We start from the raw sequence: 13162 nt of genomic DNA, 5'->3' as shown, positions 1-13162 counted from the left end.
CGTCTAATGAAAATGGGAGAGAAGGGATTGAGTTGACGACGAGCAAGCAAGACTTACGGGAGTATTTGCAGGAGCACCTGCTGGTCGGAGACGGAGCCATGGCGACCCAGCTGCATGCGCTGGGCGCCCCGGTTGGCGTCAGCTTTGAAGAGTTGTGTTTGTCCAATCCGCGAGTGGTGCACGAAGTTCATGCGTCGTACTATCAGGCAGGAGCGCGCCTTTTGGAGACAAATACATTTTCCGCGAACCGGGATGCGCTCAGCCGCTACGGTTTGGAGCACAAAGTGGCGCGGATCAACCGCCTTGCCGTGGCGATTGCCCGCGAAGCCGCCAAGGACGATGCGTACGTGGCAGGCAGCATCGGCTCGATTTTGGCTGGACGGGTGAAGAAAAAGGTACTGGATGAGTATCGGGACCAGTACGAGGAACAGGCGATCGCGCTGTTGCACGCAGGCGTAGACGCGCTGATTTTGGAAACGTTCCTCGATCTGGAGGAACTGCTGCTCGCCATCGAGGTCATTCGTCCGCTGACAGATGTGCCCGTCATTGCGCAACTGGCGACATTGGAAGTCGGACGCACGCGCGACGGCTACTCGCTGACGGATGCTTTTCCGCAACTGAAACAGGCAGGAGCAGACGTCATCGGTCTGAACTGCCGCTTGGGTCCGGCTGAAATTTTGCGCTCTTTTGAAAGCACGATCTTCCCGGATGATTCGCTTCTGTCAGCGTTCCCCAATGCGGGACGGCTGGGAATGACGGACGGGGAGTACGCCTTCAAGTCGTCTCCCGACTATTTTGCCGAAAGCGCCCTGCGCCTGCGCGACCAGGGAGTGCGCCTGATCGGCGGCTGCTGCGGAACGACCCCTGCACACGTGAAGGCGATAGCAGATGCGCTCGCAGGGCAAAAGCCGCAAGCACGCGTGAATCCAACGATTGCGTTGGCGGAGCGTCCGCACATAACGGTACAAAGCATTCACGAGCGCGAGAAGCCAAGCATCGTGGAACGGGTGAAAACAGCTACAACGATCATCGTCGAATTTGATCCGCCGCGCGATCTCGACGCCGAACAGTTTCTGGACGGCTGCTGCGAGCTGCACAAAGCAGGGGCAGACGCGATCACGCTGGCAGACAATTCGCTTGCGACGGTGCGGATGAGCAACATGGCGCTCGGAGCGCTGATGAAAACGAGACACGGGATCGATCCGCTTTTGCATATTGCCTGCCGTGACCGCAACTTGATCGGGCAGCAATCCCATCTGATGGGGCTGCACGCGCTTGGCATCGACCAAATTCTCGTCATCACGGGCGACCCGTCCCGCTTCGGCGATTTGCCGGGGGCAAGCTCGGTGTTTGATGTCACTTCGTTCGATTTGATCCGCATGGTGAAGCAGTTGAACGAAGGCGTCTCGTTCTCGGGACGACCGCTCAAGCAAAAAGCCCAGTTCATCGTGGGCGCAGCCTTCAACCCGAACGTGCGCAACATGGCAGCGGCTGTCGCCCGGCTGGAAAAGAAAGTCGAGGCAGGGGCTGATTACATCATGACCCAACCTGTGTATGACGTCGAATCGATTCGCCTTGTACACGAGGCGACCAAGCACATCGGCATCCCGGTTTTTATCGGCATCATGCCGCTGACCAGTTCAAGAAATGCCGAGTTCCTGCACAATGAAGTGCCTGGCATCAAGCTTTCGGCGGAAGCCTTGGAACGGATGAAAAAAGTACAGGGACCAGCGGCCAGGCAGGAAGGCATCGCCATCGCCAAAGAACTGCTCGACACGGCTGTCCGCTATTTCAACGGGATTTACCTGATTACGCCTTTCAACTATTACGATATGGCTGCTGACCTGATTGCGTACGTGCGGCAGCAAAGCGCCCTGGTCAAAACGGCGCAACCGTAGAAGACCAGACCAGCCCAAACAGGAAAAAAGCCCAATAGGCCCTCGCGCAAGACAGGCAGCTGCCTTTCGTCTTTACGCGAGGGCTTTTAGTTCATCCAGCATATAGGCGGTCTTGATCGCCTCACGCGTGCAAAACTTCTGAATCTCGGCCACTTCCATCTCCTCATACTGCTTCATGCGCAAAAACCGTTCCATGATATGTGGGAAGGTCAGATCGACAAACAGCAAATGCAGCTGCTCGGCAGACAGCGGATTTTCCTGCAAGTAGGCCCGCAACAAAGACGTAAACAACGGCTCGTTCCAGCTTCCTGCCTTGCGCATGGCGAGCGAGAGGACGCGACTGATGTCTTTGGAAGGAAAATCGTAGCGGACGTCTTCCCAGTCGATAATCGCGATTTGCTGGTTGCGCGTGAGCAAATTGCCGTTGTTGAAATCTCCGTGGCAGAGGAAATGCTTGCGCAGGGCAAGCTTTTTCCAGCTGGAAAAGTAGGCGGATGATTTCAACTGTTCTCGCGCCGCAAGCCCTGCCTGGCGAAAATAAGGCAAGTATTCCACAATCGTCGTCGATTTCGGATTCTTTTTGCTCATGTGGCGCTGCTCCCATTTTTCCAGTGCAGCCAGGTCCGCCTTGTATTCCTCCGACCATTTTTTCGCCCCGTTGTACAGCTCGCCATGCTTGGAAGTAAAACCGAGCGATTGCAGATGGAAGCGCCCTAGTGCGGCTCCGACCTGTTCCAGCTTTTTCGGTGAGCTGTAGGCGATTTTCGGCCAGGAAAACCATTGGTGCAGCACAAACAAGTTGTCTTTGTACACAATCGAGCGCTGGTTGCTTTTCGTGCGCTGGATGCCGGGGATGAGAATGCCTTTTTTGCGCAAATGCGCTTCGGCGTTCAAAATGAAGTGCTGGCGTTCTTTCGGTAAGTACGAAATTTTGCCGATAAACTTGCCGATCGAGGTATCGAGAAAGACGACGAGCGACTTGGGCGTCTCGCGAAGTGTTTCCTGCTGCAATACTTTCAGCGCGTACTTTTGCTCGATTTTGCCGATGAGGTCGTCCATCCGTTTTGCGCCTCCCTTGCAAAAGAAACGTACGATTATCATACGCGGCGGCCCAAGCGGATGACACTCATGGCGCTTCAGTTGGGCGGCAAGGGAAGCGGATGCCAGTCTTTTTGGCGCAAAAAGTCGCTCAGCTCGGCGAATTTGGCGATGCGTTCCGCGCGTGTGAATGAGGCGTTGGCTCCACTCGTGGACGGGATGACGAACAAGTAGCTGCCTGCCCAATCATTGGTAGCGAATGCCTTCTCTGGTTGCAGACCCAGCGCGACAGCGGCTTTTTTCTGGCCTGTTGCATGGCGAAAAGCCGTAATTCCGTTAAAGCAGATGACGCGCGGGCGGTACGTTTGGATCATGTGCACGAACTGCTCTGCGCCTGTGTCAAAATCTTCGCGCGTGAGATCAGAAGAGGAGCGGGTAGGGCGCGTGACGAGATCGGTAATGCCGTAGTTGTAATCCAACAGCAGCGAGGTTTCTTCCGGCAGCAGTTGTCTTGCGGTAAGCCCGCCCTCGAACAAGCCGCGCCAAAACAAATTCGCCGGGTTCGCGTAGTGGAATCCGGCTGTGGCCGATACGCGCCCGGGATTGATGCCGCAAAACAACACTGTCAAATCGCGGCGGATGTAAGTAGGCAGCCATTTTTCCGTAAATTCCACCAAGATGATCCCTCCGATTGTTTTCCTTGATTTGATTGTAGCACAGAGGAGAGCGCTTACAGAAACAGGCAAAAAAAGCTGCCAAACGCTGGCAGCTTATCGGTAAAAGTGTGATTAGGTTCGATCTTACAGCTGAGCGTACGGCAGCATGTGCTCCGGCTCATTCGTGATGAATTGTTCCATTTCATTGCGGACGTATTTTTTTGTCTCGAAAGGAACGGCTTCGTGTTCTTCTTTGCCCCACAACCAGCGCGACAATTGTTGAATCATAAGGATTACCCCTCACTTGGTGGAAATGTTTTACACGCTTATCATACTCCTCTTTTGTGAGTTTGTGGCTGGGCAGGTGTGAATAAGGCGTGAAGAAATCGTGGATAGAAGGTGAACAAAAAGGAAGCGATTTCAAGCGATCCGTGAAAAAAGCGCTCCCGGATTGGGAACGCTGTGGGTACAACCATCTACACATTACAGTTTGTAGATGTCGGTATATTTTTTCTCCAAGTATTCCATCAGGTAGGTCGCGTTGGTGCCTTCGCCCGTGATCGCTTGCACGAGTTCACGCGGGCTTTTCATTTTTCCGTGCTGGTGAATTTTTTCTTTCAACCAAGCGCGGATCGGAGCGAAGTCGCCGTTTGCCAGCAAGTCTTCGAAGCCGCTGATTTCCTGCTTCATGACGTGGGCGAATTGGGCCGCGTACACGTTGCCGAGCGAGTAAGTCGGGAAGTAGCCGAAGCTGCCGCCGGACCAGTGCACGTCCTGGAGAACGCCGAGTGTGTCGGTAGGCGGTTCCACGCCCAAGTATTCCTGCATTTTTTCGTTCCAGATTTTCGGCAGATCGGCAACCTGAATCGTTTGGTTGATCAAGCCTTTTTCGATCTCGTAGCGAATCATGACGTGCAAGTTGTACGTCAGCTCGTCAGCCTCTGTACGGATGAAGGACGGAGTGACAGAGTTGATCGCCCGGTAGAGGTCTTCCACGGATACGCCTTCGAATTGGGCCGGGAATGCTTTTTGCAAATCAGCGAAAAAGTGGTTCCAGAACGGCAGGCTGCGTCCGATCATGTTTTCCCAGAAGCGGGACTGGGACTCGTGAATGCCCATCGAAGTACCGTCGCAGAGCGGCGTGAACAAAAGCTCAGGATTGATGTTTTGTTCGTACATGGCGTGACCCGCTTCGTGGATGCAGCTGAACAGCGCCGAGTTGAAGTCGTTTTCGTCGTAGCGAGTCGTAATGCGCACGTCGCCCGGATTGAAGGTGGTGCAGAATGGATGGGCGCTCTTGTCCATGCGGCCCGCCTTGAAGTCGTAGCCGATTTTTTCCAAAATGAAGCGGCTGAACGCCTCCTGCTCGGCAATCGGGAAGTTTTTGTTCAAGAAAGCGGTGTCCGGCTTGTTCGGCGATTCCGCGATTGCTTTGACCAGCTTGACGGTTTTCTCGCGCAGGGTAGCGAAGATCGGATCGAGTTGATCGACTGTCATGCCCGGCTCGTACAGGTCGAGCAAGGTGTTGTACTTGTTTTTGCCGTCGTGTCCCCAATATTCGATAAACTCCAGCTGGAAGTTCACGATTTTTTCCAGGTACGGCTGGAACATCGAGAAGTCGTTGTTGGCGCGGGCTTCTTCCCATACCGTTTCCGCCTGGGAGGTCAAAACGACAAATTCCTGGTATTTCTCAGCCGGAATCTGCTTGTTGCGGTCAAATTCTTTTTTGCATTCGAGCACGCTGTGACGCGTGATCTCATCGAGCGCTTCCAGTGCGGAAGGTTCGCCGAGCTCGGTTAAAAACGCTTCCATTTCTTTGGATGTCGCCAGCTTGAACTGTTCGCCAGCGAGCACGCCGATAATCTCGGAGCGGGCATCCATCCCTTTGCGTGGCGCTTGCGTTGCTTTGTCCCATTGCAGAACAGCGAGTGCCTGGTTGTAGCTGGTCATTTTTTTCACATAGGCGCGAAAATCAGCCGCGTGTGTTTCCAGATTGGTTGTCATGGGGTCCCTCCTGTGTAAGTATGAAAACGCTAATTGGTCAAGTATGTACATCATGCAGTCAAAAAATTTTTACTACTAAATATTATAACGGTTTGAAGAAAAATTACTAGGTGGATGCAGCACGCATTTGTCGGTATAATCGTATAGGAAAACAATCTGGCTACTTATTCGCGATGACAGGAGAATGATTGATGAGTCAAACCAATCCCCAATGGGAAAATGAGATAGCAAAACGACGCACCTTTGCCATCATCTCCCACCCGGATGCGGGTAAAACGACGATGACGGAAAAGCTGCTTTACTACGGCGGAGCCATTCGCGAAGCAGGGGTGGTCAAAGGCCGGAAAAACTCCAAGCACGCTACCTCCGACTGGATGGAGATCGAGAAAAAGCGCGGAATCTCCGTTACGTCCAGTGCGATGGACTTCGAATACAACGGGCACCACATCAATATTTTGGACACTCCTGGTCACCAGGACTTCAGTGAAGACACGTACCGCACCCTGACTGCTGCCGACGCTGCCGTCATGATCATCGACGTGGCAAAAGGGGTGGAGGCGCAGACGATCAAGCTGTTCAAGGTCTGTCGGATGCGCGGCATTCCGATTTTTACATTCGTCAACAAGCTGGACCGTCACGGGAAAGACCCGTTTGAGCTGTTGGAAGAAATCGAGCGCGTACTGGGCATCCGTTCGTACCCGATGAACTGGCCGATCGGCATGGGAAGCTACTTCAGCGGAGTGTACGACCGCATGAAATCCCGCGTCGAGCTGTATCAGACCAACACGCAGCATGAAGATATCTCGTTTTTCCCGGTAGAGGGAGCCGAAGACCCGCTGATCGGCGACCGCGTCGGTCAGGAGCTGTGGCAGCAACTGCAGGACGAAATTTCTCTGCTCGACGTAGCAGGGGATGAGTTCGATCCCGAACTGATTGCCCAAGGACAGCTGACACCTGTGTTCTTCGGAAGCGCGATCAACAACTTCGGCGTGCAGACTTTCCTGGACAACTTCCTGCAAATGGCGCCAGCGCCTTCCGCGAAAAAGAGCAATGCCGGCATGATCGATCCGTACACCAATCCGTTCTCCGGCTTTATTTTCAAAATCCAGGCCAACATGAACCCGGCTCACCGCGACCGTATCGCTTTCTTGCGCATTTGCTCCGGAAAGTTCGAGCGCGGCATGGCCGTGAAGCACGTGCGTCTGGGCAAAGACATCAAGCTGGCGCAGCCTGTGCAGTTCATGGCGCAAGACCGCGAGATCGTCGAGGAGTCGTTCGCAGGCGATGTCATCGGCTTGTTCGATCCGGGCATTTTCCAGATCGGAGACACGCTCTGTGTCGGCCAGTCGTTCGAGTACGAGGAAATGCCGCACTTCTCGCCTGAGTTTTTCTCCAAAGTCATGGTGAAAGACGCGATGAAGCACAAGCAGTTCCAAAAAGGCATCATGCAGCTGACAGAGGAAGGGACGGTACAATTGTTCCGCACCTATCCAATGGAAGAACTGATTCTCGGCGTAGTCGGCGTCTTGCAGTTTGAGGTGCTGGAATACCGACTCAAAGCAGAGTATGGCGTCGATATTATGCTGACGAGAATGCCGTATCAGATTGCCCGCTGGCTCGAAGGCGACAAAGCGGCGCTCGATGCCGTGAAGAACAAAACCGTGACAGACCGCTACGGACGTCCGGTCATGCTGTTCGAAAGCGAGTACCAGCTTCGGGTAGCGATGGATAAGCATTCGTCCATCAAATTCCATGAAAGCTCGCTCGGGTTGAAAGCTGTTCAATCGTAAGTGGCAGGAGAGTAGAACAGGACTTCGCAGGAATTGCGGGGTCCTGTTTTTCGTGTTCCGGCGCGCTTGACTGAAAGATTTGCTCGCTTAAAGACGGGCTTGCTAACGGCTTTTTTGCCTAAAGTCTTAGGAGGGGAAATCAATGGAGAAGAACTTCAGCTCTTCCTGATCGGGCTGCTTGCGAACGTAGCCTTCCCAGCGCAAGCCCAGCTTCTCCAGCAATTTGCCGGATGCATCATTCGCCTTGTCCGTGATCGCGACGATCCGTTTCAGCCCGAACGCCTCGCGTCCGTAGTCCAAAACAGCGGAGGCCGCTTCGAAGGCGTACCCTTTTCCCCAATAGGGAGGACAGAGAGCATAGCCGATATCGACATCCTCCAGAAAATCTCTTTTTATGAGGCCACACAAGCCTACCGGAGTGCCTGTTGCTTTTTCTGCGACGACAAACAAGCCAAAGCCGTAGCTTTCGTAGCTTGCCTGCAAGCTGTTGACGATGTACTGCTGCGCATCTGCCAACGTGCGGACGCCGCGATCACCGATGTACTGCAACCAGGATGGCTCGTTCAAAAGCCCGAAAATAAAGGCCGCATCATCTTCCGCGTGCGCGCGCCGCAGAACAAGACGCTCTGTTTGCAAAACGATCATAGCTTGACTCACCAGCCTTTTCATTTTTTTCCATCATACAGGATGCAAGCGAGAAAAGCTGCTTGTTTTTGGCAATTCAGAAAGCTTTTCCTATCCTACTTGGACGACTCCCCTCATATACTGGGACAAAGACTGGCGGGATGAGAGGATGGGAATGCTTTGAGGGTTCTGCTGTTGGTCGTGTTGTTTCTCGTTGCCTTTGACATGCACGCGCAAACGCCGCTGCTGGCGCCGTACTTGAATATATTGGGCGTATCCGCTGCGATGATCGGCTTCGTGCTGGGCGGTTATGCCATCAGCAATCTGAGCGGCAATCTCATCGCAGGCCCTTTTCTCGACCGTTTTCCGAAGAAATGGTTTATTGCCGGAGGCCTGATCCTGGCTGGGGTAATGCTGATTGGACAAGGACTCGTGACGCATGCCGGGGCATTTTTTTCGTTTCGCCTGATGCTTGGCTTCGTCATGGCGTTCGTCTCGCCCGCCTGTTCCGCCATGCTGGGGGAGACAGGCAAAACCGCGCTGGAACAGGGCGAAATCATGGGCAAAAAAGGACTTGTGCTCACGACAGCCGGGATCGTCTCGCCAGCGGTCGGGAGCTTTTTTGCGGTACAGTTCGGCTACGGCCAGTCGTTCGTCATTTTGGGTTACATCATGATCGTGGCAGGCGTTTTTTCCTGGCTCGTCCTTCCTTCAAGAGTAGTGGACAGCGGCAGCGACCAGGTAGCGCCCTCCAAGCCGAACATATCAGGCAAACAGAGTCTGCTCGCGATCATGGAAAATCGGATGCTGTATCCGGCTTTTCTCGGCGGGTTTGCCATCATCTACGCGCAAGGGACGATCATTTACGAAGTGCCGCTGCTCGTGCAAAAGCAAGGGATGTCGCCAGCCGTTACGGGAATTTTGTTCAGCCTGAAAGGATTGGGAGCGCTCGCGATCCTCAGCCAGTTTTGGCTGCACAAGGTAGCGATCGAAACGCGGTCATTTGCGGGGCTTGGCATCCTCAGCCTCTTGATGTACATGCTGGCGATGGGTCTGGCGATTCCGATTCAGGTGATGATGTTCTGCCTCGGCGCATGCTTCGGAATGCTGTTCCCGGCTTTTGCCACGACCTTGACGATCCACACTCCGCGCGAAATGTACGGCAGCGTGTTCAGCATTTACTCTGCCGTGTTGTCGGTCGGGGCTGTCCTCAGTCCCGTGGTGGCAGGTCTTTTGGGCAACTGGCATCACTCGTACTTCATCGCTTTTTTTGTCACGGCGGGGGTGTGTCTGATCAGCGGGTTGCATCGGCTGTTGTTGAGCGGGGTGACAAGGTAGGGAGCGGAGAGTTTTCCTGGAGGGGGGGCAGGGAGACTCTTTTTTTGTGCAGGGGGAAAAGGGGAATCGGGAGAAGGGTGTTCACGTTTTCAGTCGGTCCGATTTTGAAAATTAAGACTCCGTTAATCGACTATTTTCCATGGCGTGCTATGATGATGAGCGGACGATCATTTTTATGATAAGCGCCAAAAGTGAAAAAAGGAGCTAAACACCAGATGAAAGACAAACGAATCACGACGGAAAGACTTGTTTTAACACCGTTTACGAAAAGCAGCGCGGAGTCGATCTTGCGGGGAAACTTTGATGAGCTTTTAGTGGACGGCTATCGCCTGGGCGACGGCTGGCCGGATGAGGATGCCATCGAAACGTTGCCAAAGATCATTAAAAATCTGGAGCTTGTCGGGGAACCAACAGGGTTCGAATCCTGGATGATCGTGAAAAAAGACGGAAACACGATTATTGGAGATGCGGGTTTTAAAGGAAGACCGAATGAGCTGGGAGAAGTCGATATCGGCTATGGCATTATTAGGCAGGAGCGGAAGCAAGGCTTTGGAGTGGAGGCAGCGAAAGGGTTGGTAAAGTGGGCATTTTCACAAGCAGAGGTGAAAGCGATCACAGCCAGATGCCTTATACATAATGCTGACTCTGCGAGGATTTTGGAAAAATTGAATTTTCAAGAGACAGCTAGAGACGGAGAAATGATTTACTGGTCGTTGATGAGGGAGAATGTGGAGGGTGTTTCGGAGTAGGAAACGTCTTTCTGTAACCCTATAATTCATGATGCGTTTTGCGCTTCATCATAAAGCCAGTCTCAACAGGGAATGAATATTCAGAAAAAAATCTTCATACGTAACACCTTGGTACTGCAATATGTACATCTGATGAGGGCTGGCTCTATGAATATATACGCTGAGTTCGTTCATTACTCCACATAATCGTGTTCCCGATTCAGAACTCGCCATTTTTTTCTTCTCCGTGTTTAAGTTGATATTGAACGATATAAATGTCGAGTTTTTGGCTTAGCTCAACCACGGAAGCATCGGATAAACCTTTTTCTTTTACTATCTGGCATAATTGTTGTCGCAATTGTTCTATAATCAGTTCAAGTTTTTCCTTTTCCAAAACGATACCCTTCCTAGCAAAATATTGGGTTTTTATTCTAATTGGTTGAAAACCTTTGCAAGAAATGTCATAGCAAAGAAACCGTTGTCCAGTTAGCTAGTCTTTTGCACGCTCACTCCTTTGGCATATTTGCAATCTGAATGTCCTTATTGTAAAGGCTGTCGCATGCATGTTAATAAAAATAAAAGCCTTGAGAAGTTCTACATATTTCGACTTGAATTTACATGAAAAGCAAAAAGAACGCTCATTGAGCGTTCTTAGTTGAAGCGATTTTTTACTTCTAGATTAATAGCCAGGGTCAACTACTCGTTGAACTACCGTGTTTGACGGGGAGTTCACTTGGTCACCAGGCAGATAGTGGGCAGAAACAAACAGAGTTAAAGATAAGAATATCATAGCAATTGCTTTTTTCATGTTACTAGCCTCCTTTTATTTACGGTTTTTACCAATATAATTATTATATACTTGGTGAATCATATCTACAAAATGTAAATCCATAGACTTGGAATTGTTGGAGAAATAGGAAAAAATATCTGCCATACATTTGACAATTTCTTCTTCGGCATTAACTGTTCCATATGCTTGCAAACTGGTAACGTAGCTGTTCATCCCGGCGTCAAGCTGCCCCATTCTCACCATGTAATTCCCTTTGTGTTGATGATAGATTCCAATCGAGACATGTTTATAGGGTGTTTGCGGAGAATCAGGCAAAAACTCTTCCTCCCGTGCGAGCAGTTCTGCTATGGAGTCCATGTCTTCTGTTTGAAAATAAACATCAAGCAGTTCGGTTACAACGTGAATCTTTATATCCTTGCTAACCTCATCCAAGCAACGTCGAAGTAGCGGAATGGCTGTATCGTATTTTTTTAGTCTTGCTTTAACAATACCACGGGTCGTCTTGGTTGCGTCTGTAACAAAATCATATCGAAACTTTTCAAAGACATCTAAATGCTTTTCTACTGCGTCAAAATTGTCCAAGAAATAGTATGAGTTGATCATTGCCAAATAGGCCCTGGCTTTTAGTTCTGTTTCAGTCGTCTCCAAAGCCAGACCTGCTTCGCAAAGTTCAATACACTGCTTGTACTTCTTGATGGCAAAAGCTTGAAGCCCCATTCTGAAATAATAGATGATTTTTTCTTCTTGAGACAGGAAGTCCACGTAATACAGAATTTCCTCGCCAGCTTTGAATGAATCCTCCATTTGTTTTAAATCAAGTCGCTCGATCAAATATATTTGCAGCAGGCTTTTTGCAACGTATGGAGGCACGCCACGCTCTCTTGCGTATTGAGCGATGATCTTGTATAGCAACAATTGAAAAGCTGTTTCTGTCAAGTTTTTCGTCAGAAGATATAGCTGTTCTATTGCGTTATATGTATCTTCTTGGGGAGATTCAAGAAGCTTTACGGCAACTTTTGAGACTAATGGCTCGTTCGCGAATTGTACGGCCTCCAAAAGCAGTTCCTTTAAGGTTTCTACTCGTTTCTCGACGTCAATATAGTGCGCAACAATTTTTTGATAAGGGATTTCCAACACATGTGAAATCGCTTTGATTGTTCTCAACTCTGGTCGTTTGGTATCTCCCAATTCGATTTTGGAAATGACGCCCTTGTGTACCCCCGAGAGGTTTGATAGCTGTGTGATACTGAGACTAGCCTGTTCCCTATGCTTTTTTATGATATCACCGATGGTAGTAAATTGAAGAGTGCCTACACTTTCGTCCATCTCGTTCCACCTTCTAACCTGGTTTCCCTGCATTTTCCTTTTTTATCCTTTTGAATTTTAACACTATGCATTTTCTTTGTAAATTATAGGAATTGGTAACTGTGTGAAAATAGAGTGAGCTTTTGCACGAGATCGAAGTTTGTTCGCGCTGTCAAATTTTGTCCACTTTTTTCCATGATGTGATATGATGATGAGCAGAAAACAGCACGCTCATGCCACTAAAACCTAGTAGCCCTATATAAAATCTTGGTACTAATACATACATCAGATGGAGGCTGGCTCTGTGATCGGTATTGGTTGAGTCTGTTCAGCAAAAAAGCTCTGAAAGGATGAGATTTGGGATGAATATGACAACCCCATTGGTGCTAACTGGTGTCAATGTAACGCTGGCTCCTCTGGAACTGAGGCATGCCGAGGATTTGTATGAGGCGGGTCGGTTCCCGGATATATGGGGGCTGACACAAGGGCGAATCCAGTCACTGGAAGACGCAAAAGAGTATGTCTCGAAAGCTTTGGAACAAAAGAATGCGTTTCCGTTTGTTATCGTCGAACAAAAGACGCAAAAGGCAGTAGGCAGCACCAGATTTTACGATATCTCTATTCCAAACAAAAGCCTGGAGATCGGTTCGACCTGGCTGACTCCTGCGATGTGGAGGACTTCCATCAATACGGAAGCCAAATACTTGCTGTTAAAATATTGCTTTGAAACGGCGGGAGCCATTCGGGTTCAACTGAAGACGGACAGTCGGAATGTCAGGTCCCAAAAAGCAATTGAGCGGCTTGGCGCAGTCAAAGAGGGCATTTTGCGCAACCATATGATTTTGCCTGACGGGTATGTAAGAGACACGATTTACTACAGCATACTCGACAGGGAGTGGCCAGCCGTCAAGGCGCGGCTTGAGGGATTTTTAAAGTCATACATTGATTAGTACATGCAGTTGCTTTTCGCTTTCCGTGTAACGAACAGACT

The 13162-nt window shown here is 50.6% G+C and carries 13 protein-coding genes; 5 read left to right on the top strand and 8 right to left on the bottom strand.

Features of this window, described 5'->3' with window-relative positions:
• Positions 1–32: 32 nt before the first annotated feature.
• Complete coding sequence (locus tag DEP07_RS24240; RefSeq protein WP_122965738.1) at positions 33–1898, top strand: bifunctional homocysteine S-methyltransferase/methylenetetrahydrofolate reductase; 1866 nt, start codon at positions 33–35, stop codon at positions 1896–1898.
• Between the two features lie 72 nt (positions 1899–1970).
• Here the strand turns inward: DEP07_RS24240 and DEP07_RS24235 are convergent, their stop codons facing one another.
• The 4 genes from DEP07_RS24235 to DEP07_RS24220 all read right to left on the bottom strand — a co-directional run bounded on the left by DEP07_RS24235 (position 1971) and on the right by DEP07_RS24220 (position 5596).
• Positions 1971–2957 carry a phosphotransferase gene (locus tag DEP07_RS24235; protein WP_122965739.1) on the bottom strand — a complete coding sequence of 329 codons (987 nt, stop codon included), beginning with the start codon at positions 2955–2957 and terminating at the stop codon, positions 1971–1973.
• Between the two features lie 77 nt (positions 2958–3034).
• Positions 3035–3613, bottom strand: a complete 579-nt coding sequence (locus DEP07_RS24230) for a mismatch-specific DNA-glycosylase (RefSeq protein WP_122965740.1) — start codon at positions 3611–3613, stop codon at positions 3035–3037.
• A 123-nt stretch (positions 3614–3736) separates the two neighbouring features.
• On the bottom strand, positions 3737–3880 hold the full coding sequence (locus DEP07_RS24225) for a hypothetical protein (RefSeq protein WP_167470357.1): 144 nt from the start codon (positions 3878–3880) through the stop codon (positions 3737–3739).
• A 195-nt stretch (positions 3881–4075) separates the two neighbouring features.
• Positions 4076–5596, bottom strand: coding sequence for a carboxypeptidase M32 (locus tag DEP07_RS24220; RefSeq protein WP_281868243.1), 1521 nt, complete (start codon positions 5594–5596; stop codon positions 4076–4078).
• A 191-nt stretch (positions 5597–5787) separates the two neighbouring features.
• On the opposite strand from DEP07_RS24220, the gene DEP07_RS24215 reads away from it, so the two are divergent.
• Complete coding sequence (locus tag DEP07_RS24215; RefSeq protein WP_122965742.1) at positions 5788–7386, top strand: peptide chain release factor 3; 1599 nt, start codon at positions 5788–5790, stop codon at positions 7384–7386.
• A 126-nt stretch (positions 7387–7512) separates the two neighbouring features.
• On the opposite strand, the gene DEP07_RS24210 is transcribed toward DEP07_RS24215, so the two are convergent.
• Complete coding sequence (locus DEP07_RS24210) at positions 7513–8031, bottom strand: GNAT family N-acetyltransferase (protein ID WP_173595639.1); 519 nt, start codon at positions 8029–8031, stop codon at positions 7513–7515.
• Positions 8032–8190: 159 nt separating this feature from the next.
• Between DEP07_RS24210 and DEP07_RS24205 the strand changes: the two genes are divergently transcribed.
• Together DEP07_RS24205 and DEP07_RS24200 are read left to right on the top strand one after the other, a co-directional pair.
• Positions 8191–9348, top strand: coding sequence for an MFS transporter (locus tag DEP07_RS24205; RefSeq protein ID WP_122965744.1), 1158 nt, complete (start codon positions 8191–8193; stop codon positions 9346–9348).
• Between the two features lie 215 nt (positions 9349–9563).
• Positions 9564–10097 carry a GNAT family N-acetyltransferase gene (locus tag DEP07_RS24200; RefSeq protein ID WP_122965745.1) on the top strand — a complete coding sequence of 178 codons (534 nt, stop codon included), beginning with the start codon at positions 9564–9566 and terminating at the stop codon, positions 10095–10097.
• 199 nt (positions 10098–10296) lie between these two features.
• Here DEP07_RS24200 and DEP07_RS24195 read toward each other — a convergent pair whose 3' ends face one another.
• The 3 genes from DEP07_RS24195 to DEP07_RS24185 all read right to left on the bottom strand — a co-directional run bounded on the left by DEP07_RS24195 (position 10297) and on the right by DEP07_RS24185 (position 12192).
• Positions 10297–10470, bottom strand: coding sequence for an aspartyl-phosphate phosphatase Spo0E family protein (locus DEP07_RS24195; protein WP_217365719.1), 174 nt, complete (start codon positions 10468–10470; stop codon positions 10297–10299).
• Positions 10471–10755: 285 nt separating this feature from the next.
• Positions 10756–10884 carry a hypothetical protein gene (locus tag DEP07_RS24190; RefSeq protein ID WP_255679242.1) on the bottom strand — a complete coding sequence of 43 codons (129 nt, stop codon included), beginning with the start codon at positions 10882–10884 and terminating at the stop codon, positions 10756–10758.
• A 15-nt stretch (positions 10885–10899) separates the two neighbouring features.
• Positions 10900–12192: a helix-turn-helix domain-containing protein gene (locus tag DEP07_RS24185; RefSeq protein WP_122965892.1), complete on the bottom strand. Its 1293-nt coding sequence runs from the start codon at positions 12190–12192 to the stop codon at positions 10900–10902.
• Positions 12193–12533: 341 nt separating this feature from the next.
• Here DEP07_RS24185 and DEP07_RS24180 point away from each other — a divergent pair, with 341 nt between their 5' ends.
• On the top strand, positions 12534–13121 hold the full coding sequence (locus DEP07_RS24180) for a GNAT family N-acetyltransferase (protein WP_173599188.1): 588 nt from the start codon (positions 12534–12536) through the stop codon (positions 13119–13121).
• The last annotated feature ends 41 nt before the right edge of the window (positions 13122–13162 follow it).

Origin of the sequence: Brevibacillus sp., assembly GCF_003521185.1 — a bacterium.
Classification (GTDB): Bacteria; Bacillota; Bacilli; order Brevibacillales; family Brevibacillaceae; genus Brevibacillus; species Brevibacillus parabrevis.
Note: the sequence above shows the minus strand (reverse complement) of the source record. Positions and strands in the feature narration are given on the sequence as shown.

Excerpts from the sequence above, each read along its gene's own strand:
- DEP07_RS24215 (WP_122965742.1), top strand. The coding sequence starts at position 5,788 with ATGAGTCAAACCAATCCCCAATGGGAAAATGAGATAGCAAAACGACGC.
- DEP07_RS24180 (WP_173599188.1), top strand. The coding sequence starts at position 12,534 with ATGAATATGACAACCCCATTGGTGCTAACTGGTGTCAATGTAACGCTG.
- DEP07_RS24185 (WP_122965892.1), bottom strand. The coding sequence starts at position 12,192 with ATGGACGAAAGTGTAGGCACTCTTCAATTTACTACCATCGGTGATATC.
- DEP07_RS24210 (WP_173595639.1), bottom strand. The coding sequence starts at position 8,031 with ATGATCGTTTTGCAAACAGAGCGTCTTGTTCTGCGGCGCGCGCACGCG.
- DEP07_RS24220 (WP_281868243.1), bottom strand. The coding sequence starts at position 5,596 with ATGACAACCAATCTGGAAACACACGCGGCTGATTTTCGCGCCTATGTG.
- DEP07_RS24235 (WP_122965739.1), bottom strand. The coding sequence starts at position 2,957 with ATGGACGACCTCATCGGCAAAATCGAGCAAAAGTACGCGCTGAAAGTA.
- DEP07_RS24225 (WP_167470357.1), bottom strand. The coding sequence starts at position 3,880 with ATGATTCAACAATTGTCGCGCTGGTTGTGGGGCAAAGAAGAACACGAA.
- DEP07_RS24200 (WP_122965745.1), top strand. The coding sequence starts at position 9,564 with ATGAAAGACAAACGAATCACGACGGAAAGACTTGTTTTAACACCGTTT.
- DEP07_RS24190 (WP_255679242.1), bottom strand. The coding sequence starts at position 10,884 with ATGAAAAAAGCAATTGCTATGATATTCTTATCTTTAACTCTGTTTGTT.